Below are 21,939 nucleotides of genomic sequence, written 5' to 3' on the forward strand. Positions count from 1 at the left end.
CGGGTTCGAGCCCCGTCCGCTGCGCCATTTTTTATAACCCCAAGTCAACGATGGCTTGGGGTTTTTTATTTAAAACTTTTTAAATCCATGTCAGATGCCTATTCGTATTTGCTTGGGTTTAACTGATATCTTGCCTTATTTTAACTTGATTGCCATCTTGTACTTTGGGGTATTTTATGATTGTCCGAGATAAATCAAACAGTTTCAAACTACTATTTGCATGGCGTGGCACAGTGCTACCCAAAGTGTTGCCAACGATATTAGGTATCATGGTACTGTCTTTCATCGCTGGTTTTGTGGCACAGTTTCAGTGGTATTATATTGCCACCGTGCCTGCGGTTGGCTTTACGATGTTTGGTGTCATCATCTCTATTTTTTTGGGATTTCGTAATAATGCTTGCTATGATCGATGGTGGGAGGGTCGTAAGCTTTGGGGTGCTTTGGTTGCTAATACGCGTCATCTAAGCCGTGATAGCCATTTTTTAGCACCAAATGAGCGAGAATCACTACTGTATCAGATGCTACTATTTGTGGCGATACTTCGTGATCGGTTGCGTGGACAAAATATTCAGCGATCACAGTTTGGCTACACGAAGATTGATGACCATTATTTGGATTGGCTTGATCAACAGATCAATGCACCGCAACGAGTTTTGGAGGCGATGCAGCAACAATTAATAAAATTAGTTCAGCAAGGTCAAATGAGTGATGTCATTTATATGACAATCCAAAAACATGTGATTGAAATGGGGGGCATCCAAGCGGGCTGCGATCGTATTCATAGCACGCCATTGCCATTTCCTTACTCAGCACTACTGCATCGGGCGGTATATTGTTTTTGTTGGGCTCTGCCGTTTGGTTTGCAAGCCGTCATGGGTTTTTGGACACCGTTATTGGTTGGGTTTATTTCTTATTTATTGCTTGGGCTAGACGAGCTGGCACGGCAACTAGAAGAGCCTTTTGGCTTTGACCATCATGATTTGGCACTTGATATGATGGTGAGAATGATTGAGCGTGAAACCTTGATGCTGATGGATAAGCCACTGCCTAAGCCGTGGGAGATTGATAAGAATTTTAATATGAGCTAATTTTTTGCTTATTATTTGGGTTCTGAAAGATTATCCTTAGTATTTGGTGCAATCTTATGACCCTTATGAGAGATATAGAGCAGATCCTAAGGATGGCTTGGTTAGTGCTGGCGGATTTGGATCTGAGAGTTACTCTGACTGATTGGTATCATTTGGCGGGAGATCTTGAGGAGTTTGTATATTTTGCTGTTGATTGTGTGGATATGTGACTTGGCAAGCGTTAACACTGGTCACATAATTCATTAAATCCCCTGATTGTCGAACTGCTTCAGAACCCTTGACGCCTTGGTTTAATACAACCTCTAAAACCGCAGGATTACTGATTTGAGCAAGATACCTATCAGCGACTGGCATATATGACCAATGCCAAGGTTCAGAATTATATCCATGTTGTCTACCATCGTCATAAGTTTGACAAAATCCATATTTGGGTGCATTATTTTGCAGCCAATTATAAACCTTTACACCTTCTTTTGATTTCCAATAGGCCGTTTCCACACTATTAAAATCCACATCAGTCCCCCAATGATGGCGACTGGTGCCTGGAAAAGCAGACCATTTTAGGATATTTTTGGCATGATTAATATCATCATTTGGGCGATTTCCCCATTTATTCTCCCAAATTTGCTTTTGTCTTTGATAAGAACGAAATGCTGATACGACGCTAAGTTTAATATTATCCTTTTGTGCCTTATCAATCATATCGATCAAAGAGTTATAAACTTCAGGATGGATTTTTTCGGGCTTTGGGGTGTATTTTTTTGGAATGGACTTCAGTTTGGTTGAACTTTGATCAAAGACTCCATGAACTTCTTGTTGGTCATCTAACCAAGCTTGATTTGAGTGATTTTTCGATGGTTGTGTTGATACATTGGCGGTATCGTTATTTATGATATTCGATATCTCTTTTTGATGACCAAAAGCTGTCATCTCTGATAAAACAAAAATCAGTAAAATCCAACTGTATTTTTTTAATTGTTTTATTAAAATATTTTCAATAGACATTATTATTCAGCAAAAAATCTAGCCATCTTGACTTAATTTATTAAATTCATCTTATAAAATATCAGATTATAAAGACAAAGCCACAATCAAATAAAAAGTGATTAAAACCAAAAACAGCTGATGTATTCATCAGTCATTTTTGGTTTGATTAATGTTTAGTTTAATTGGTATGGAACATGCCAACTAAAAAATTCGGTTCATCCCATTTAAGGCAGCAACACGATAGGCCTCTGCCATGGTTGGATAATTAAATGTGGTATTGATAAAATATTCAAGCGTATGACCACATTTCATGACTGCCTGCCCAATATGAATAATTTCAGAAGCATGGTTACCATAGCAATGGATACCAAGAAGCTCAAGTGTTTCACGGTGAAATAGGATTTTTAAGACACCTGAACGCTCGCCAATAATCTGTGAGCGTGCCAAGTGCTTAAAAAAAGCCTGCCCAACTTCATAAGGTGTTTTTTCGGCGGTCAGCTCAGCTTCAGTTTTACCAATGCTTGAGATTTCAGGAATGGTATAAATGCCAGTTGGGACGCTATTGACAAACTCAGCATCTTCATCACCTACCATAAACCCTGCTGCATTACGCCCTTGGTCGTAGGCTGCCGAAGCCAATGATGGCCAGCCGATGACATCGCCCACAGCATAAATATGTGGTATGCTGGTACGGTAGGTTTTGTCCACTTCAAGCTGACCACGGCTATTTGCGGTAAGCCCAACCGCTTCTAGGTTTAGGCTATCGGTATTACCCGAGCGGCCATTACACCATAAGATCGCGTCGGCTTTGATTTTTTTACCGCTTTTTAGATGTAATACCACGCAGTCATCATGCGTTTCAAGGTGATCGATTTCTTCGTGGTTACGAATGCGTACGCCAAATTGACGGAAGTCATGGCTTAGTGCATCAGAAATTTCTTTATCTAAGTAGCTCAAAAGCTGATCTTTATTATTAATTAAATCAACCACATAGCCTAAACCTGTAAAAATAGAGGCATACTCACAGCCAATGACACCAGCACCATAGATGATGATTTTGCGGGCAATATAATCCATTTGTAGGATTTTATCAGAGTCAAAGACGCGTGGATGATCGAAATCTAAAATCTCAGGGCGATAAGGACGAGAACCAACCGCAATGATTGCCTGATTAAAGGTAATGGTTTTGGTAGGCTCCTGATCATTGATGTACACCTCTAGCGTATGTGCATCAATAAAACTGCCCCAACCATGAATGACTTGAATTTGGTTACGCTCATAAAAAAGCTTATGCGTATTGACCTGATGACGGATAACTTCACGCGCACGACTTAAGACTTTACTTAGTGGAACTTGATAGCTATCTTTATTTTGTTTAAACAAAGGATCTCGGCGAAAGTTAATAATATTAAAAACAGACTGACGCAGTGCCTTACTTGGAATAGTACCAACATGTGCACAATTACCACCGACTTGGTCACGCGGATCGATGACGGCAACACGATGCCCAGACTTAGCAAGTTTCATTGCAGCCGCTTCACCAGCAGGGCCTGCACCAATGACGATGGCATCATATTCATAATTGTGCTTTATTTTGTTTTTATTGGAGCGATCCAAACCCACACGCCGACCATCTAAAGGACTGATGAGACTAGGATGGGTTTGATCGTTCTCTACATGCTCAAAAGTTTGAGATTTTTTTGTTTGTGGAGCGGTTTCAATCAAGGCGACTGGGTCGGTATCTTGGGTGGTTTTGGGTTTTTTTGACATAAATAATCCTTAATCATGGTTTTGTTGGTTGCAACGATCCTAAATGTCTGGCGAGTGCGTTTTGGTGGTAAGTCCATTAAGCGATCAAGCTAAATTGAGACGATAAGTCAAATAATCAGAAGCTTTTGACACAGTTGGCTTAAATGATGAACCATCAATTTATGCCAATGCTTAAACACCAATCCGCCGCTTTAGGCCTGTAATTTGTAAAATACGGGTGGCAATCTCCTCAACAGACATTTCAGAGACATTCAAACTGGGGATTTTTTGGTGACTATAAATGGCTTGAATGGCCCTTTGTTCTTCTTGACATTGTGCCAAACTTGCATAGCGACTACCAGCTTTGCGTTCTTGGCGGATGCGTACTAGGCGTTCTGTATCAATGGTCAAACCAAAAAGTTTATGGTGATATGGTTTTAGCACTCTTGGCAATTGACTGGTGTCTAAGTCTTCTTCAGTTAAAGGGTAGTTGGCGGCACGGATGCCATATTGTAGTGCTAAGTATAAAGAAGTTGGTGTTTTGCCTGAGCGTGATAAACCAATCAAAATAATATCAGCACCATCATAGTGGTTGGTACGAGCCCCATCATCATTATCAAGCGCAAAATGCACCGCATCAATGCGTGCCTTATAATCATCTGAATCAACTCTGCTATGTGCCATGCCAGTATGAGGGTTGGGTTTGTGGTTGATTTCGGTGGCGATACGATTGATTAAACCTTCATAGATGTCTAAATTGTGTGCATCGGCAGCATTGATAATTTCACGAATATCATCCGAGACAATGGTATCAAATACCAAAGGGCGTAGATTGCTGGATTGATAAGCGTTATTAATGCGTTGAACGGCTTCACGCGCTAAAAGTGGCGTATCAACATAAGGAATGACCTGAATGTCAAATTCCACATCGCTAAACTGACTTAGCAATGATTTTCCCAAGGTTTCAGCGGTGATCGCTGTCCCATCAGAAATAAAAAAAGCACTTCGGATATTTGACTGTTTTTCTTGTTGAGCAGGTGTGGGCGTGTGGACATACATGTCAGTACTTCATCATTAAACCAAAATAAGTGTTTGATTATAACATAAAAAAGCAATTTTGCACGCCATGGGCAGATGAACTTTAAAGAGCGTGGCTGTCATTTAGAGATATTATTAGAGACATTATTTTTATCATTGATGGGTATATTTTTATTATGAATAAATAGATAAATTGATTGAGAAATGGCACATTTATCGCTATAATCGCTAAAAATATCCCAAAAATCTTTGGTATCATTTCTTTGACAAAGGCGTGGGTAACATCATGCCAAAGTTTTTGTTCACCAATCGGAGCTAACTATGAACAAGCAAGTCCAAGTCATTACCTTTAATCAACTTGGTAAAAATGATGTTGACATTGTCGGCGGTAAAAATGCCTCATTGGGCGAGATGATTAGCCATTTGGGCGGCTTGGGCGTTAATGTGCCTAATGGTTTTGCAACCACGGCAGATGCGTTTAACCGCTTTTTGAATGAAACAGGCTTGCTTGATAAAATCAATACCGAACTTAAGGGTTTGGATGTCGATGATGTGGATTTATTAACCCAAATAGGTGCCAAAATCCGTAGCTGGATTATCGAACAAGAGCTACCAAAAGATTTAGAAAATGAAATTCGTACCGCTTTTGCAGAATTATCCAAAGGTGAAGATATCGCCGTTGCTGTACGCTCGTCAGCCACGGCTGAGGATTTGCCCGACGCCTCTTTTGCAGGTCAACAAGAAACCTTTTTGAACATTCGTGGTATTGATAATGTGCTTATCGCCATCAAAGAGGTCTTTGCCAGTCTTTATAATGATCGTGCGATTGCCTATCGTGTGCATAAAGGCTTTGAGCATGCAGGCGTGGCGTTGTCCGCAGGCATTCAGCGTATGGTGCGTTCAGAAACGGGTACTTCTGGCGTCATGTTTACGCTTGACACTGAGTCAGGCTTTAATGAAGTGGTGTTTATCACAGCAAGCTATGGCTTAGGCGAGATGGTCGTCCAAGGGGCGGTCAATCCGGATGAATTTTATTTATCAAAAGTATTGCTTGAACAAAATCGCCCTGCAGTTATACGCCGTAATTTGGGTTCTAAACAAAAGAAAATGATTTATGGCGATGAAGGCAGTACCACCAAATCGACCAAAATTGTCGATGTTGATAAAGCTGAGCGTCATCAATTTGCTTTAAGCAGTGAAGAGCTAACCCGCCTTGCCAAACAAGCCATGATTATTGAAAAACATTACGGTTGTCCGATGGATATTGAATGGGCAAAAGATGGCGATAGTGGTGAAATCTTTATCGTACAAGCTCGTCCTGAGACAGTTAAATCTCGTCAAGACAAAAACCACATGGAACGCTATGTCATCAACTCAAAAGGTGCTAAAGTCTTGACAGAAGGGCGTTCAATTGGTCAGCGTGTCGGCAGTGGTAAAGTACGCATCGTGACCAACTTAACTGAAATGAGCAAAGTGCAAGATGGCGATGTGCTGGTCTCTGATATGACGGACCCTGACTGGGAACCTGTGATGAAGCGTGCCAGTGCGATTATCACCAACCGTGGCGGACGCACTTGCCATGCTGCCATTATCGCACGAGAATTGGGCGTGCCTGCGATTGTTGGTTCAGGCAATGCAACCGAAGTTTTGGTTGATGGTCATGAGGTGACAGTTTCTTGTGCAGAGGGCGATACTGGCTTTATTTATGAAGGCATTTTGGATTATGAAGTTCAGCGTAATTCAATCAGCACCATGCCCGAACTTGCCTTTAAGATTATGATGAATGTGGGTAACCCCGACCGTGCCTTTGGCTTTGCACAGATTCCCAACCAAGGCGTGGGTTTGGCTCGACTTGAATTCATCATCAATCGCATGATTGGCGTACATCCAAAAGCTTTATTAAACCTTGATACGCTACCACAAGAAACCGTGCAAGCCGTTCAAGAACGGATGGCAGGCTATAATTCTCCTGTGGAATTTTATATCAATAAATTGATTGAAGGCATCTCAACTTTGGCGGTAGCATTCCGTGATAAGCCTGTGATTGTGCGTATGAGTGACTTTAAGTCAAATGAGTATGCCAATTTAATTGGTGGTAAGCTGTATGAACCTTCAGAAGAAAACCCAATGCTTGGTTTTCGTGGGGCAAGCCGTTATGTGTCAGACAATTTCCGTGACTGCTTTGAACTTGAATGCCGTGCGTTAAAATATGTGCGTGATGACATGGGCTTGACCAATGTTAAAATTATGATTCCATTTGTACGCACGACAGGCGAAGCCAAGCAAGTGATTGAACTACTTGAAAAAAATGGCTTAAAGCGTGGCGATAATGAGCTTGAAATTATCATGATGTGTGAGTTGCCAACCAATGCAGTGCTTGCCGATGAATTTTTAAAATATTTTGATGGCTTTTCAATTGGATCAAATGATTTAACTCAGCTGACATTAGGTCTTGATCGTGATTCTGGTATTGTGTCGCATTTATTTGATGAGCGTGATCCTGCTGTCAAAAAAATGCTAAGCCTAGCGATTGATGCCTGTAATAAGGCTGGTAAATATGTGGGTATCTGCGGTCAAGGCCCCTCAGACCATGCCGATTTGGCCTATTGGCTGATGGAGCAAGGTATTGACTCGGTTTCTTTAAATCCAGATTCAGTGCTTGATACTTGGTTCTTTTTGGCAGATAAAAATAACCAACCAGCAGACGATTACGCATAAATTCATCTAATTTCACACCCTTGAGGTATGTTACCTTAAGGGTTTTGTGCTTATTTTTCCTGCTTGATTGTATTTTATTGTATTTAACTTTATTCATAAGCCGTACGATATTCGTCATGACGACACCAAAAATCGCTGAATTTTTTGAAAGAATTTTAAAAGAGCTATACCAAAATATCTACCAACTGTTTGGCGGATCGTTGGATGATCAAAAGCTAACCTTAGCACACATCGGCTTATCGATATTAAGTAGCGGCATTAAAATCATCATTTTACTTCTGCTGGTGGGATTTATCTATTGGTTTTTGGTTTATACCGTCAAAACTGTACGCAAATTATTTGGTCTGCCTTATCGCTATGCGCGTATCGCTCGTGCGACTTTGCGATATTTATGGTTTATGACCAGCTTGCTTGCGGTCATGTCACAAATTGGCATCACTGATAAAACTGTCACAGCCACAGCCAAAGCAGCAACATGGGCGGGTTTTTATTATGTGCTTTGGGCGTTGAGTGGTCAAATGGTCAGCAGTGTACTAAAGCATTATGATTTGAATGCTTCCATTGAACAGCTTTTAAAAAACCTGTTACTGGTCATGATACTGGCACTTGCTTTTGCCACAGTCATGGCAAAATTTGGCTTTGATATATTTTCCATCGTGGCAGGTTTGGGGATTGCTGGTCTTGCGGTTGGCTGGGCATCTCAAAGCACCCTTGCTAATTTTATCGCTGGTGTCGTGATTTTGGTTGAACAGTCGTTTCAAGTTGGTGATTGGATTCGCTTGGGTGAAAAAGAAGGTCGTGTGGTTAAAATCTCCTTGCGAGCTACCCAAATTCTTGACCGTGATAATATCATTATTATCATTCCAAATTCAACGGTTGCCTCATCCGAGGTCGTTAATTTAACTTCCAAAAAAATGATTCGCTTTGATGTTAAAACTCGCATCGGATTACACGCAGACATCACAGCAGCCAGAAGTGTGATTATGAAAACACTACAAAAAGATGAAGTGGTCTTAAAACATCCTGCACCACTTGCGACAGTATCAGAGATTGGTGAGTCTGGTATTTATTTGATTGTGCGTTTTTGGGTAGCACCACTTTCGGTCGCTAGAATTCCAATCATTAAAGAAAATATCAATGAAAAAATCAAGCGAGCACTTGATGAATCAGGCATTGAAGTGCCATTTCCTTATATGAAGCTGATCATGACTGCAGATGGTGATCAAGCACAGCGGTTTAAATTTGAAGATGATGAACAAAAAATTTAAATATCCAAAAAACATCTAAAAATATGAATCGCCTAAGAACATGGGCGGTTCATATTTTTTAAATTGCTATCATGGTTTATGCTATAATACTCTGTTATTTCAAACCAAAATTTGGACTTTTATGACTCAGCACAGACCTTCTTATTTTGCCGATCTTAAAAACTTTGATGTCAATGAGTTTACAGTCATTGTGACTTGTGCCGATGGTCTTGAGGCTGCCTTGCAAATCGAACTGAACAGTTTTGGCTTATCAAGCGATGTGCTGCGTGCAGGGCGTGTGGCAGTCATTGTGGATTTGGCAAAATTTTATCACATTTGCCTATATAGCCGAGTGGCCAGCCGTGTTTTATTGCCGCTTGGTGAATATCATTTTAAACAGAAATTATCGCAAGCTACAACCAACCAACCTGTTGAAGTATTGGATGAGGATGTGCCTGAGGCATTATATCAATTTGCCAGTCGTATTGATTGGATAAATTTATTTGGGCTTGAACATCGTTTTGCGATTCGTCTTTCGACTGACAAACGCCTATCGGTCAATCAACAATTTGCCACTTTACGCATTAAAGATGCCATTGCAGATACCTTTAATCGTGCTTTTGGTGCACGGCCTGATGTTGATGCCAAGCAGCCTGATTTTCAGATTTTTGCGACAGCCAACCATAAATTTGCCGAAATTTTTTTGGATTTATCGGGTGTCAGTTTACATCGCAGAGGCTACCGTGTTGCTAATACCGCAGCGCCACTCAAAGAAAATTTGGCAGCGGCACTGTTGTATGAATGCGGTTGGCATCAAGGCATTCATGATGCCATCATCGATCCGATGTGTGGCTCAGGCACATTCATCACCGAAGCATTACTGATGCGTGCGGATTATCCTGTTGGGCTTGAAAAGGCAGCTGATGAATTTGGATTTTATTGCTGGCAGCATCATGATGATAAACTGTGGGATGAGATGGTGTCCGATGCCACACAGCGATTTCATGCGTGTTTATCACATCTGCAAAACAATCCTTTGACAGTGATTGCCTGCGATGCCGATGCTTATGTGGTACAGGCTTGCCATAAAAATCTGATAGCGGCAGGGCTTAGCCCCATATTAGATCAAGTCACCTTGGCCCAGCGTGCTTTATATCGGCTGCCTAAGCTTTTATCCACTTTGACTTGCTCAAAGCCTTTAATCATCACCAATCCACCCTATGGAGAGCGATTGGGGGATACCGACTTTATTAAACCTTTATATCATGGGCTTGGATTGCATATTGCCGCTGCCATGCGGTCAGTTTCTGCCAATACAGGACAAGCGATTGATGCCACGATAGCGGTCTTGGCAAGTCATGTTGAGCATGCAGATACTTTACCAATTATAGGTCCCCAGACTTTGCGTTGCCATAATGGTGCTTTGACGGTGTATTTTCGCCATGGTGAGCTGAGCTTGTCTGAGCCATCTGCCCTAATTTTTGAGTGGCAAAAACAAGAGATTATCCATCCAGATGCTCAAGATTTTATTAATCGCTTACAAAAAAATTTATCTAATCTTAAAAGACAAGCGACCAAAATAGGCGTGACCAACCTGCGTGTCTATGACGCTGACCTACCAAATTTTAATGTTGCGATTGATGTCTATGGCGATAAAATTCATGTACAAGAATACGCACCACCCAAACAAATTCCCGCTGATGTCGCCAAAACTCGCTTTAATCTTGTTCTGCAAGCTACTCGAGAAGTATTTGGCGTATCTCGTGAAGCCATTTTTATCAAGACGCGTGCCAAGCAGTCGGGTAATGAGCAATATACCAAAAATGATAACGCCACCAAACGCAAAAAAATGTGGGTGGTGCGTGAGCTTGGTGCTTATTTTTATGTTAATTTCACTGATTATTTGGACACAGGACTATTTATTGACCACCGCCATATGCGTGCCAAAATCGGTGATGCCAGCCGTGCCAAGCGAGTGTTAAATTTATTTTCATACACCTGTACGGCTTCTGTTCATGCAGCTTTGGCAGGTGCAAAATCGGTAACCAGTGTGGATCTGTCTGCCAATTATTTGGATTGGGGAAAACAAAATTTTGCCTTAAATGGTCTGGTGCTTGATGCTTTTTATGATGATGGTGAGAGGTATCAATTCATCGCACACGATGTTTTTGAATGGATTAAACACCATACCGAGCAATATGAAGTTATCTTTATTGATCCGCCAACTTTTTCTAATTCCAAAAAATTTAAAGGGACATTTGATGTCCAAAGAGATCATGTGGCATTAATCAATCGTGCGATGAATCGCTTAACTTCAGACGGTGTTTTATACTTTAGCAATAATTACACCCGTTTTGAATTTGACGAAAGTTTGATGGCACGATATGATGTCAAAGATATCACGCATGAAACCATTGGTTTTGATTTTGATCTAAAAAAACCCATCCATCGCAGTTATGAGATTCGCCATAAAAATGCAGTCAAATCTATGACCGTTATCACCAATAAGACCATGGATCAAAATGCACAGCATCACATGCCCAAAAACCATGATCAGCCCAAGCGTTTTACTAAAACACGCAATCAAAGCACCGATAAAAAACCTCATCAAAAGTTTGGCAAAGATGGCAAAAAATCGCACACTGACCGCTTTGGTCATTTTGATAAATCCGCAAAACGAGCGACGCCTAACGCTCGCCGTTCAAATCATAGCGAACATACGCCAAATCAACCAAGCATAAAACGAGTTTATGTCAATCCAAAATCGGCAGATGAAAATTTAGCCAAGCGTTTGACTGATAAACTTGCCGAAGCCAATCTGCAAGGCGAAAAACGATATACAATTAAGAAAAAAGCTAAAACAGAGTAGATTATGACAAATTCACACATTGAGCATTCTCAAGCAAAAACCACCGACGAGCAACATATTGCCGATGTTCTTTTGGGTAAGTCCGTTCATATGACAGAAGATGGCGATGATGGATTGCCGCCAGATGATGAGCCTCATGAGCTTGATGATGGTATCACATCTGGTCGATTTAAAAAATTACAAAAAAAGCTAAGAAAAGAGGTTTCTTGGGCGATTCGTGATTTTAAGATGATTGAAGATGGCGATGTTGTCATGGTGTGCATTTCTGGCGGTAAAGACAGCTTCACTTTGCTGGATATTTTGTTATTCTTAAAACGCATTGCACCGATTCATTTTGAGGTAGTGGCGGTCAATCTTGACCAAAAACAACCTGGATTCCCCGAAGAAGTATTACCACGCTACTTGTCAGAGCAAGGCATTCCTTATTATATTCTAGAAAAAGATACTTACAGTATCGTCAAATCTGTTGTACCAGAGGGCAAAACTTATTGTTCAGCTTGCTCACGCCTACGCCGTGGTTCACTTTATGGGTTTGCCAAGCAAATTGGTGCAACCAAAGTGGCACTTGGTCATCATCGTGATGACATTTTGGCAACTTTTTTCTTAAACTTATTTCATGGGGGTAGTTTAAAAGCCATGCCGCCCAAACTGCTATCAGATGATAAGCAAAATATACTCATTCGCCCACTGGCGTATGTTGCCGAAAAAGATATTATTAGATATGCCAATTATAAAAAATTCCCCATTATTCCTTGTAATTTGTGTGGCTCACAAGAAAATCTACAGCGTGCCATGATTAATGATATGTTGCGTGAGTGGGATAATGCCCACCCCAAGCGTTTGGCAAGCATGTTTAAAGCCTTGCAAAATGTTGCACCAAGCCAGCTTGCTGACCGAAATTTATTTGATTTTGAGCATTTAACGCTTGATCGTAATGATGATGAGCGTTTATTTGAGGGCGATAATATCCAATCAGGTGTGACTGATGAGCTTGATAAAATGGGCCTGCCAATCAATCCTTTGGTTCAAAGCTTTAATCCAAAATTTCAGCAAGAAGGCGATAATTCTGATGAGCGTCAGAAGACAGATCAAAAAGATAAGCCGTATAAAATCCCTATAATCAACCCATTGGTATAATTGGTATGATCATTAACAGCCTGATTTTTACATTAGGCTGTTAATTTATCAGTACCCTGAACATAAATTTTACCAAATAGCTAGTTAAGATGCTTGATAAACCAGTCCATTGCCATCGTATAACCCATGTCACCTAAACCGCAGATAACACCAACTGCTTTATCAGACAAATAAGAGTGACTACGAAAAGGTTCACGCGAGTGAATATTTGATAAATGCACCTCGATAAATGGCTTATCCATGGCTGATAAAGCGTCACGAATCGCCACAGAAGTATGTGTATAAGCCCCAGGGTTAATAATAACACCGTCAACAGGATCGGATGATAAAAGCCCACACTCACCGATGAAATCGACAATCGCACCTTCGTGATTTGATTGATAAGCGATTAGCTCAATTCCATGTGATATCGCTTGAGATGTTAAGCGATTGGTGATATCTGTCAGAGTAACTGAGCCATAAATTTCAGGTTCTCGGATACCCAAAAGATGTAAATTAGGCCCATTAATCAAAGCGACTTTTTTGGTGGTTTGAATGGTCATAAAGTTAACTGCATTTGCCAAAAAATTATTGTAGCCAATTTAAGCAATTTTGGCAAATGGTTTAAATACAAGATTTTGAGTTAACACAATTAATCATTTTAAAAATAAATGTTCACTATTTATAAAATTTTATTGTATTAAGCCTTTGTTCTTGATGAAAATAATGTTAAGATGAAATTTCAAAATCAATCATGATTTTTGGTAGGCTGATGATATGATGAAACCATCAGCCTCTTTTGGTAATGAAGTAGCTCAGTTTGTTGAGCATTTAAGGAAAATTGTTATGTCTAAAGAACAAGGTGTTGTAAAGTGGTTTAATGACGCCAAAGGGTTTGGGTTTATTCAGCGTGAGACTGGCGAAGATGTTTTTGTGCATTTTCGTGCAATTCAAGGGGAAGGCTATCGCTCACTAAAAGAAGGTCAAGCGGTAGAATTTGTTGTAACAACTGGCGATAAAGGTCTACAGGCTGAAGAAGTTACCAAATTGTAATTTATAATAGCATGAAACATCATCATATGATGATACCAACCATACTATTAAAAAAAGCACATGGCAAGCTTGTAGTTTGCCATGTGCTTTTTATCCAACTGATTGATTAGCATACTAATATTTCTTTTGAGCAGAGATAATTAATCAAGGATAATCATACAATAAGCATGCATCAAATCGATTGACCACAAATCGCATTTGAGGTATTGTGCAACATGGCATAATATCCACCTTTTGCCAAAAGCTCCGTATGTGAGCCTTCTTCGATGATTTTTCCACCGTCCATGACGATGATACGGTCAGCTTGTTCGATGGTGCTTAAGCGGTGTGCCACAATGATGCCGGTGCGTCCTGTCATGAGACGCTCAAGTGCTTGCTGTACAAGACGCTCAGACTCATTATCAAGCGCGCTGGTTGCCTCATCTAGTAGCAAAATTGGCGCATCCTTTAAGATGGCGCGTGCAATGGATACCCGCTGACGCTGACCTCCTGATAAAAGACTGCCATTAGTACCGATCGGTTGATGTATGCCTTTGGGGTGTTTATGAACCAGTTCGCTGAGATTGGCGGCCTGCAAAGCTGCCATCACCTCCATTTCGGTCGCAGCTGGGCGTGAATAACGCACATTTTCAAATAAGGTATCATCAAACAAAAAAATCTCTTGAGAGACTAAGGCAAACTGGCTTCTTAGATTAGCAAGGTGGACTTCTTGAATATTAATATTATCCAACAAAATCTCACCAGCAACAGGATTGATAAAGCGTGGTAGTAGATTGATGGCAGTTGTCTTACCAGAGCCTGATCGCCCAACAAAAGCGATTTTTTCGCCAGGGCGGATATTAAGATTAAAATCATCCAAAGCTTTGGTTGTTTCATTACTATACTGTACGCTGATATGATTAAAATGAATATAACCTTGGACATTGCTAAGCTTGGTTGTACCTTGGTCGGTCTCGGATTTGGTATCCAAAAAAGCACACACCGAATCGGCTGCCAGAAACATTGTCTGCATCGGTATGCTGATATTAGCAAGATTTTTAATAGGACCAAACATTTGCATCATTGCCACAATAAATGCCATGAATTCGCCAATGGTCGTCATACCTTGCTGACTTTGCCATAAGGCAAAAAATATCACCACTGCCAAAGCGGTTGAGCCAACAACTTCACTGATGGGAGAGCGTGCAGCATCTGCTTGACTGATTTTTTTGCCAAGTTGAACGATGAGCGTATTGACTTGATTAAATTTATTGGCTGAGTGTTGTTGCCCACCAAACAGCTTAATGACCCGATGACCTTGATGGGTTTCATTAATCACGGTATTTAAAGAACCGATACTTTTTTGGGCGTTATTAATGACACCTTTTAGACGATTACGGTAATAGCGTGATAACCCCGATAAAATTGGAAACATGACCATGATCAGTAAGGCAAGTTGCCAATTTAAATAAAATAGTACACAAACCAGCCCAATGACAATCAAGGTATCTCGTGTTAAAACAATAAAAACACCGCTGGCATGATTGATAGAATTTTCTACCATTTGTACCATGTTCATCAACATTTCACCCGATGACATACTTTGGTACTGCTCTGATGGCAATAACAACATTTTATCAAACATATCTTGTCGCAGATGACCAATCGCAGTCGTGGCTACCCATGCCATCAGATAAGCACTGATAAAACGACATATACCACGAAAAATGACCAAACCCATAAAAAATAGCGGAACAACCCAAACTTTATGCTTGGTACCCCAAATGGCATGCTGAAAACTATCTACATAATACTTAAGCTTTTCTAATATACCATCGCCAATCAGCATGGGCATATCTGTACCGTCAGGTAAAACAAAACCTTGGTTAACAAGCGGTGCAATAAATGCTGCTAAATAGCTTTCTGTGAATGCCACTCCAATAATAGCAAGTAAAGCAAATACGATACGCATTTTATAAGGTTTAACATAAACCATCAGTTGCATAAAACTTGCGGTGTCTTTTTTAGAAAACAGACCAAAGGTAAGGTTGTGTAGCATTGGCTTTCCAAATTGGATTTATAAGATAAATTAAATATTATAAATTTAAATACTAATATCAATGGGTAGGATTGGTCAAGCTGATGGCTAATTTTGACCCACTAAAATCTACCAAACACTGGTTAAATTTATTGACCGTTTTAACTTGGCTTTTTATTATCGGTACATATTGATTGGGGTATTTTATCATAAGTGGATATTTTTAGGTATAATGGCTAATTTTATCTGCAAATTGATTGATAGATATGATTAGGTGACTGTACCTAATTGTACAAATTAGACGATTGACGCTTAAATCATGAATGATAATTTAAGCGTATTTTTAAGATTAACTATTTGTTTAAGGTCTTGACGGTTATTTGGTCTGTTTTAGTGTGAATTGATGATCTTATCTAAAATGCAATTTTGGGGCAGGCAAGATAAGTCAAGGTGCCTTAGTCTTTCTTGATATAGATGAATACACAATGTGTCAGGCGTGATAATATCTTTGATAGATAAACGAGAATTTAATAGATGCCCAATACAGTGATGATGGATGGGATAAAAAACATCAATACTTTGGGCAAAATGAGCTATCTGATAGTGCTGGGCATAGTATGTGATGGCATCAGGCCCAATCACACCCCATGGCATGTTTGCAACATGTCTTGAAAATCCAAATTGTTTGCGTATTTTAAGTATTTTTTGTTTTCTAGATTTATACCATGGTGGTACAAAATAGGGGTCGTAAGCTGATTTTAATAAGGCATGTAATAACTCACTTTCTTTGGGCAGGGCCAATATTGCTCCGTTGATTTTAGTATCATCTTCATATCCTAAAAGATAACCATGATTGGGCATGGTTATGGGTTTTAAGCAATACACATCACAATCAACATAGATGCCATGATTTGTCTTATTTAATAGCTCATAACGAAAAATATCAGAAAATAACGCATAACTGCCTGTGGCTTTATGCTTGATGATTTTTTCTTTGGGAATAATTAAGTTAGCATCGCATATATCAATACCAGATGGCACATCACTGATGGGTGTGTAGGCATGTAAACATACCCGATGCCCTTGTTGAACAAAAGAAGACAAACAAGCAGCGGAGAGTTTTCCGAGTGTATCACCAATCCATAATGCATGAATTATCGGTAAATTTTGGTTGGGATAAGACATAATAATATACCTGTTTTTGTACTGAATGTTGAGCTATTATTTAAAGCCAAGTGATGATGGTTTGCAAGATGATTGAATTGTTTTTTAAAAAATTTCTGTTAATATATGATGTAAATTATCATTTGTCAATTTTAGGCTTATTGCACTGCTCATTTATGAAAATATTACATGTTTTACTCACTCGCATGCCCATTCCACCGACCAAATATGGCGGCACAGAAAGAGTATTATGGGCATTGTATCAAGGGCAAACTGCCTTGGGGCATGAAGTTAAATTTTTAACCAAGCATGACAATAAGCACCCTGATGCTTTGGTGTTTAATCCTAATATCAGCCTTGAAAAACAGGTGGAAGGTTGGGCGGACATCATTCATTTTCATTTTTTATATCGTGGTGAGATTACGACACCTTTTGTCTGCACCACACACAATCAACAAATCACACCTGCCAGCTTTCCCAAAAATACCATTTTTTTGGGAAAATTACACGCCCAGAGAAGCGGTGGTCAAGCGTATGTTCATAATGGGCTGTATTGGGCAGATTATGGCCAGCCGAATTTAAATACGCCAAAAAATTATGTACATTTTTTGGCAAATGCGAAGTATAAAGATAAAAATCTCAAAGATAGTGTTACCATCGCCCGTCAAGCAGGCAGACCGTTACATGTTATCGGCAGTAAACGCTACTCTTTAAAATATAAAGCAGGCAAGTATCAACCTTATTATTACCAAGGGGCTGATTTGACATTTTATGGTATGCTTGGTGGGGATAAAAAAAATGAGGTCATTAAAAATTCAAGTGCATTGCTTTTTCCAGTACTTAATTATGAAGCGTTTGGGCTTGCGATGATTGAAAGCTTATATTTGGGCTGTCCTGTCATTGGCAGTCGGTGTGGTTCATTGCCAGAGCTGATTATCCCAGAGGTGGGCATTAGCACCCAAAGCAAATCAGAGATGGTAGAGGCAATCAAAAACATCGCCATATTTAATCGTAAGCATTGCCATGAATACGCTCAAGATAACTTTAATCATTTGGTCATGAGTCAAAATTATCTTCACTATTATGATAAAGTACTCAATGGTGAGTCGCTACATGACCAAGAACCAAGCGTAACACAGAATCTACCCACCCAATTTCATTTGGTGGCTTGACCATGAAAATTTTACATGTATTATTAACTTCATTGCCGATACCACCGAATGATTATGGCGGTACAGAAAGAGTATTATGGGCATTGTATCAAGGGCAAACTGCCTTGGGGCATCAGGTGCGTTTTTTACTCAAAGCCAATGCCAATCATGCACCTTATGTGCAGGTTTTTGATGAGTCAAAGCCATTACATGAGCAAATTGATGACTGGGCGGATATGGTACATTTTCACTTTCCTTATGAAGGTGAGTTACATAAACCTTTTGTTTGCACAGAGCACAGTAACAGTGAAGTTGAAAAAGAGTTTCCAATCAACACCATTTATCTGTCTTCTAAACATGCCGAAAATAATCACGCAACTTGTTATGTGCATAATGGATTATACTGGCCTGATTATGGCGAGCCAAATTTTAAGCCAAAAGATTACTGCCATTTTTTAGCCAAAGCATCTTGGCGTATTAAGAACTTACAAGGTGCTGTACGCATTGCAAAACAAGCAAACAAACCATTGCATATTTTGGGGGGCAATCGCTTTAATATCCGTCGCAATCCCTATTGTTATTTATCTTCACGGTTGCATTTTCATGGAATGGTTGGCGGAGTAAAGAAAAATGAGCTAATTGCCAACTCACAAGCGTTAATCTTTCCTGTGTTGTGGCATGAGCCTTTTGGGCTTGCAGTCATTGAAAGCCTATATTTGGGCTGCCCTGTGTTTGCCACACCTTTTGGGGCAATGTCCGATATTGTTACCCAAGAAGTGGGGCTTTTGTCAGACAGTTATGCGGTTTTAAGTGAAGCCCTTAAAGATGTGGCACAATTTGACCGCCTTGCGTGCCATGAACATGCTAAGAGACATTTTAGTCATTTGTCTATGTCAAACGCTTATTTAGACTGTTATGAAAAAGTTTTGGCAGGTGAGAGCCTAAACCCATCACGACCCATTTCAAAATCAAATATTAAAGCTCGTCAAAAAATGTCAGATGAATAAAATTTTATGGTCATTAATTAATCAGCGAAATGCGACAGTAATATAAAAAAATCGTTTTCCAAAACTTCTATAAAAGCGTTTGACTATCTTGTTGAGTTTGGTGTATAGCGATTCGTTGGTATGATAAATATACTGGTGATTTTTTCTATCCTGCTCCAACTGACTTTCTAGATTTTTTATCTGACTGTCTGACTGCTGGCACAGTGCAGGGCATAACTGTAGTACTTTGCCCTTAGAGAGATAAGCACCAAACATGACATGGTCAATGGCATAATATTCATATTCATCAATACTTTTAATAAATTCTAGTAGCCGCTTAGCACCTGACTGGCTGATAATATAGCCAGCGGTGCCGACATGGGTGCTTTTTAGAGGGTTGAGCGTTCTGTTACCATGGTGATGGATACTTTTGCCAATATGAACCAATTCATGCTGAGTTTCAAGTTTTATAATATCAAACTCAAAATATAGCCAATCATTTTTAATAAAACAAGCTGCATCATTCCCCAAATAGACATCGTCCTCAAAAATTGCCATATAATCCAAGTTTTCATCAATCATCTGTTGCCATAGTGCTACATGGCTTAAAAAGCAGGCTTTTTCGCCATCGGTGAGTCTTTGGTTGTTGATGATTGGGATTGAAAGCTTTTGGGCGTACTTGCTAATATCAGTGGGTGTTACTGCATCAAAAAACTCAAAGGCAATGCCTTGTTTGCCAAATTCACACATAATATGTTCTCTTCTTTTTGTGGCAGTTTTTACACTGATGACAAAATTTTGTATCATGGTTTCTCCTTATTGTTTAACCACCATAGTATGATATATTTATCTAGGGTATAGCCCATCGATGCCATGGCAAGAATATAGCCATAAGCACCACCCAATAAGTCGCCACGAATGACATACTCTCGGATAAAAGAAAATACCGCCCGAAAAAAACCAGCGATGAGTGATGTGTTTTTGTTGTGGGTGAATTTATCTTTTGCCCAATCGTAACTATATCGGATATTTTTTAATAAAAAATGATGCAAATTGTCGTTGGTTAAATGTTTAAGATAACCATCTAATACCATGCTTGGCTTGCCATATTGATTGAGTGATTCGTGGACTTTTAAATCAGAATATTGAAAATGTTGGCGTGCATAAAGTCGTGATAGTTTGTCGGCATACCACCAGCGTGGTTGTACCTCAATGCCACAAAAGGTATTAACTCGTGCCACACTAAATACTTTATCGGTTTGCACAGGATTTTTGAGTACATCGGTAATGGCTTGTCGCAAGGGTTGGTCAAGGCGTTCATCCGCATCAAGCGCAAGCACATAATCGCCTGTGGCATAAGCTTGGGCAAGCTGTCGCTGTTTGCCAAAGCCTTGCCAATCGGTATTGACATGCCATTTTGCCCCATAACTTTTGGCGATTTGGCGAGTGTTATCAGTACTGCCACTGTCTAACACAATGATTTCATCAACGATATCATGCACCGTCTCTAGACATGCTTTTAGATGTTTACTTTCATTTTTACAAATCATCACCAATGACAGCGTGGATTTTTTTTGTGAAACATCAATGGGTTTTAAGTTTTGTGCCATCGCCACAGAATGTAAAAAAGCGTGTTCGGCTTGGTTGTGGGTTAAATCATACAGACAAGCATATTTATTAAATGTATATTGGGTAAAAAATAATGAATAAATCAGCCCATAACGACCTTGTAAGAATCGACCGTCAAGTAGGTATTGTTTAATAAATGCCCATAAAGGATTAACCACAACTTTATAAAACTTGCCCTTTTTGCCTTGAGCGTGCCTGTCATCTGCCCATGCTTTGGCATAATCTAAGCGTTTATTTAGCCAAAACAGTGGCGTGGGGGCGGTGTGGTGGTGTAAAAAACCACTTAATTTTTTGGTTGTTGCGTCATTTAATATCACAGATTCATGCACTAGGTTGTTGTCATATTGAAACTTTTTGGGATACAGTCGCCAATGGGCCTTAACCCCCCATAAGGCATTATCAATTTGATGCCCAAAGACAAAATCAAGCCGTTTGATGCCATAAACCGTATCGGTAGGGGGGTTTTTGATGACCTTTAAAATGCTGTTTTTGAGCTGTGGTGTCACCACTTCATCAGCGTCCAATGCCAAAATCCAGTCGCCTGTGGTATAAGCTTGGGCAAGCTGTCGCTGCCTGCCAAAGCCTTGCCAATCGGTATTGACATGCCATTTTGCCCCATGACTTTGGGCAATTTTTTGACCATCATCGGTGCTGCCACTGTCTAAAATGATGATTTCATCTACCCAATCGGCAATGGCAGGCAAAGAAACCTTAAGATTGTCAGCTTCGTTTTTGACAATCATCACGACAGATAATCGGTACCGCTTGGCTGTATTCATGATAATAAGCTTAGAAAATGGGTTGAAGATGAAACATTGAACAATGGGAATTTATTTTACTTAACTTTAAGTTGCTTTTCCAGTTATTTTAAACCTAGCCAAAAATATAATTTCTAGGTACAATAGCGACAAGCAATCATGGCAACATGAATGATCATTTAATCACGGTATTAAAATTTAATGAAACTCATCTTTTTTGCAAATGTTGTATTTATCATGGTCATGTTGGTGGCTTGTGGTGATGAACCTGCTGTATCAACATCAGCCAAGACAGCAACAACAGATCCCAAACAAGACTTTTATATCGGCTGCTATACCATTGACAAAAATACGCCTGCCAGTATTAAG

At 39.8% G+C, this 21,939-nt stretch carries 16 protein-coding genes; 8 read left to right on the top strand and 8 right to left on the bottom strand.

Features of this window, described 5'->3' with window-relative positions:
* Positions 1 to 176: 176 nt before the first annotated feature.
* On the top strand, positions 177 to 1,088 hold the full coding sequence (locus HMPREF2573_RS06495; protein ID WP_003657873.1) for a bestrophin family protein: 912 nt from the start codon (positions 177 to 179) through the stop codon (positions 1,086 to 1,088).
* Between the two features lie 129 nt (positions 1,089 to 1,217).
* Here the strand turns inward: HMPREF2573_RS06495 and HMPREF2573_RS06500 are convergent, their stop codons facing one another.
* The 3 genes from HMPREF2573_RS06500 to HMPREF2573_RS06510 form a co-directional block, all read right to left on the bottom strand.
* The gene (locus tag HMPREF2573_RS06500; protein ID WP_070472956.1) at positions 1,218 to 2,093 is read right to left on the bottom strand and encodes a M15 family metallopeptidase; all 876 of its coding nucleotides are present in this window, start codon (positions 2,091 to 2,093) and stop codon (positions 1,218 to 1,220) included.
* Between the two features lie 183 nt (positions 2,094 to 2,276).
* On the bottom strand, positions 2,277 to 3,845 hold the full coding sequence (gene sthA / locus HMPREF2573_RS06505) for a Si-specific NAD(P)(+) transhydrogenase (protein WP_003671239.1): 1,569 nt from the start codon (positions 3,843 to 3,845) through the stop codon (positions 2,277 to 2,279).
* Positions 3,846 to 4,016: 171 nt separating this feature from the next.
* On the bottom strand, positions 4,017 to 4,883 hold the full coding sequence (locus HMPREF2573_RS06510; RefSeq protein WP_003657882.1) for a posphoenolpyruvate synthetase regulatory kinase/phosphorylase PpsR: 867 nt from the start codon (positions 4,881 to 4,883) through the stop codon (positions 4,017 to 4,019).
* 300 nt (positions 4,884 to 5,183) lie between these two features.
* On the opposite strand from HMPREF2573_RS06510, the gene ppsA reads away from it, so the two are divergent.
* The 4 genes from ppsA to ttcA all read left to right on the top strand — a co-directional run bounded on the left by ppsA (position 5,184) and on the right by ttcA (position 12,833).
* A complete protein-coding gene (ppsA, locus tag HMPREF2573_RS06515; RefSeq protein WP_003659972.1) occupies positions 5,184 to 7,580 on the top strand; it encodes a phosphoenolpyruvate synthase in 2,397 nt (798 codons plus the stop codon).
* A gap of 116 nt (positions 7,581 to 7,696) precedes the next feature.
* Complete coding sequence (locus HMPREF2573_RS06520; RefSeq protein ID WP_070472958.1) at positions 7,697 to 8,848, top strand: mechanosensitive ion channel family protein; 1,152 nt, start codon at positions 7,697 to 7,699, stop codon at positions 8,846 to 8,848.
* 40 nt (positions 8,849 to 8,888) lie between these two features.
* Positions 8,889 to 11,696 carry a bifunctional 23S rRNA (guanine(2069)-N(7))-methyltransferase RlmK/23S rRNA (guanine(2445)-N(2))-methyltransferase RlmL gene (gene rlmKL / locus HMPREF2573_RS06525; protein WP_065249108.1) on the top strand — a complete coding sequence of 936 codons (2,808 nt, stop codon included), beginning with the start codon at positions 8,889 to 8,891 and terminating at the stop codon, positions 11,694 to 11,696.
* A gap of 3 nt (positions 11,697 to 11,699) precedes the next feature.
* The gene (gene ttcA, locus HMPREF2573_RS06530; RefSeq protein WP_003659966.1) at positions 11,700 to 12,833 is read left to right on the top strand and encodes a tRNA 2-thiocytidine(32) synthetase TtcA; all 1,134 of its coding nucleotides are present in this window, start codon (positions 11,700 to 11,702) and stop codon (positions 12,831 to 12,833) included.
* An 80-nt stretch (positions 12,834 to 12,913) separates the two neighbouring features.
* Here the strand turns inward: ttcA and aroQ are convergent, their stop codons facing one another.
* Positions 12,914 to 13,375 carry a type II 3-dehydroquinate dehydratase gene (gene aroQ, locus HMPREF2573_RS06535; protein ID WP_003657890.1) on the bottom strand — a complete coding sequence of 154 codons (462 nt, stop codon included), beginning with the start codon at positions 13,373 to 13,375 and terminating at the stop codon, positions 12,914 to 12,916.
* A 283-nt stretch (positions 13,376 to 13,658) separates the two neighbouring features.
* Here aroQ and HMPREF2573_RS06540 point away from each other — a divergent pair, with 283 nt between their 5' ends.
* Complete coding sequence (locus HMPREF2573_RS06540; RefSeq protein ID WP_003657892.1) at positions 13,659 to 13,865, top strand: cold-shock protein; 207 nt, start codon at positions 13,659 to 13,661, stop codon at positions 13,863 to 13,865.
* 172 nt (positions 13,866 to 14,037) lie between these two features.
* Here the strand turns inward: HMPREF2573_RS06540 and msbA are convergent, their stop codons facing one another.
* Complete coding sequence (gene msbA / locus HMPREF2573_RS06545) at positions 14,038 to 15,903, bottom strand: lipid A export permease/ATP-binding protein MsbA (RefSeq protein ID WP_065249107.1); 1,866 nt, start codon at positions 15,901 to 15,903, stop codon at positions 14,038 to 14,040.
* 369 nt (positions 15,904 to 16,272) lie between these two features.
* Positions 16,273 to 17,067: a glycosyltransferase family 32 protein gene (locus HMPREF2573_RS06550; RefSeq protein ID WP_063454157.1), complete on the bottom strand. Its 795-nt coding sequence runs from the start codon at positions 17,065 to 17,067 to the stop codon at positions 16,273 to 16,275.
* A gap of 68 nt (positions 17,068 to 17,135) precedes the next feature.
* Here HMPREF2573_RS06550 and HMPREF2573_RS06555 point away from each other — a divergent pair, with 68 nt between their 5' ends.
* Together HMPREF2573_RS06555 and HMPREF2573_RS06560 are read left to right on the top strand one after the other, a co-directional pair.
* The gene (locus HMPREF2573_RS06555; protein ID WP_003657901.1) at positions 17,136 to 18,218 is read left to right on the top strand and encodes a glycosyltransferase family 4 protein; all 1,083 of its coding nucleotides are present in this window, start codon (positions 17,136 to 17,138) and stop codon (positions 18,216 to 18,218) included.
* Positions 18,219 to 18,220: 2 nt separating this feature from the next.
* Entirely contained in the window at positions 18,221 to 19,204 is a 984-nt protein-coding gene (locus HMPREF2573_RS06560) for a glycosyltransferase family 4 protein (RefSeq protein ID WP_070472961.1), read from the top strand.
* A 21-nt stretch (positions 19,205 to 19,225) separates the two neighbouring features.
* Here HMPREF2573_RS06560 and HMPREF2573_RS06565 read toward each other — a convergent pair whose 3' ends face one another.
* The gene (locus tag HMPREF2573_RS06565) at positions 19,226 to 19,990 is read right to left on the bottom strand and encodes a glycosyltransferase family 25 protein (RefSeq protein WP_065249105.1); all 765 of its coding nucleotides are present in this window, start codon (positions 19,988 to 19,990) and stop codon (positions 19,226 to 19,228) included.
* Positions 19,987 to 21,591, bottom strand: coding sequence for a glycosyltransferase family 2 protein (locus HMPREF2573_RS06570; protein ID WP_065249104.1), 1,605 nt, complete (start codon positions 21,589 to 21,591; stop codon positions 19,987 to 19,989). Before HMPREF2573_RS06570 ends, HMPREF2573_RS06565 begins: the two co-directional genes overlap by 4 nt.
* Positions 21,592 to 21,939: the final 348 nt, after the last annotated feature.

It is taken from the genome of Moraxella sp. HMSC061H09, assembly GCF_001809255.1.
GTDB classification, from domain to species: domain Bacteria; phylum Pseudomonadota; class Gammaproteobacteria; order Pseudomonadales; family Moraxellaceae; genus Moraxella; species Moraxella catarrhalis.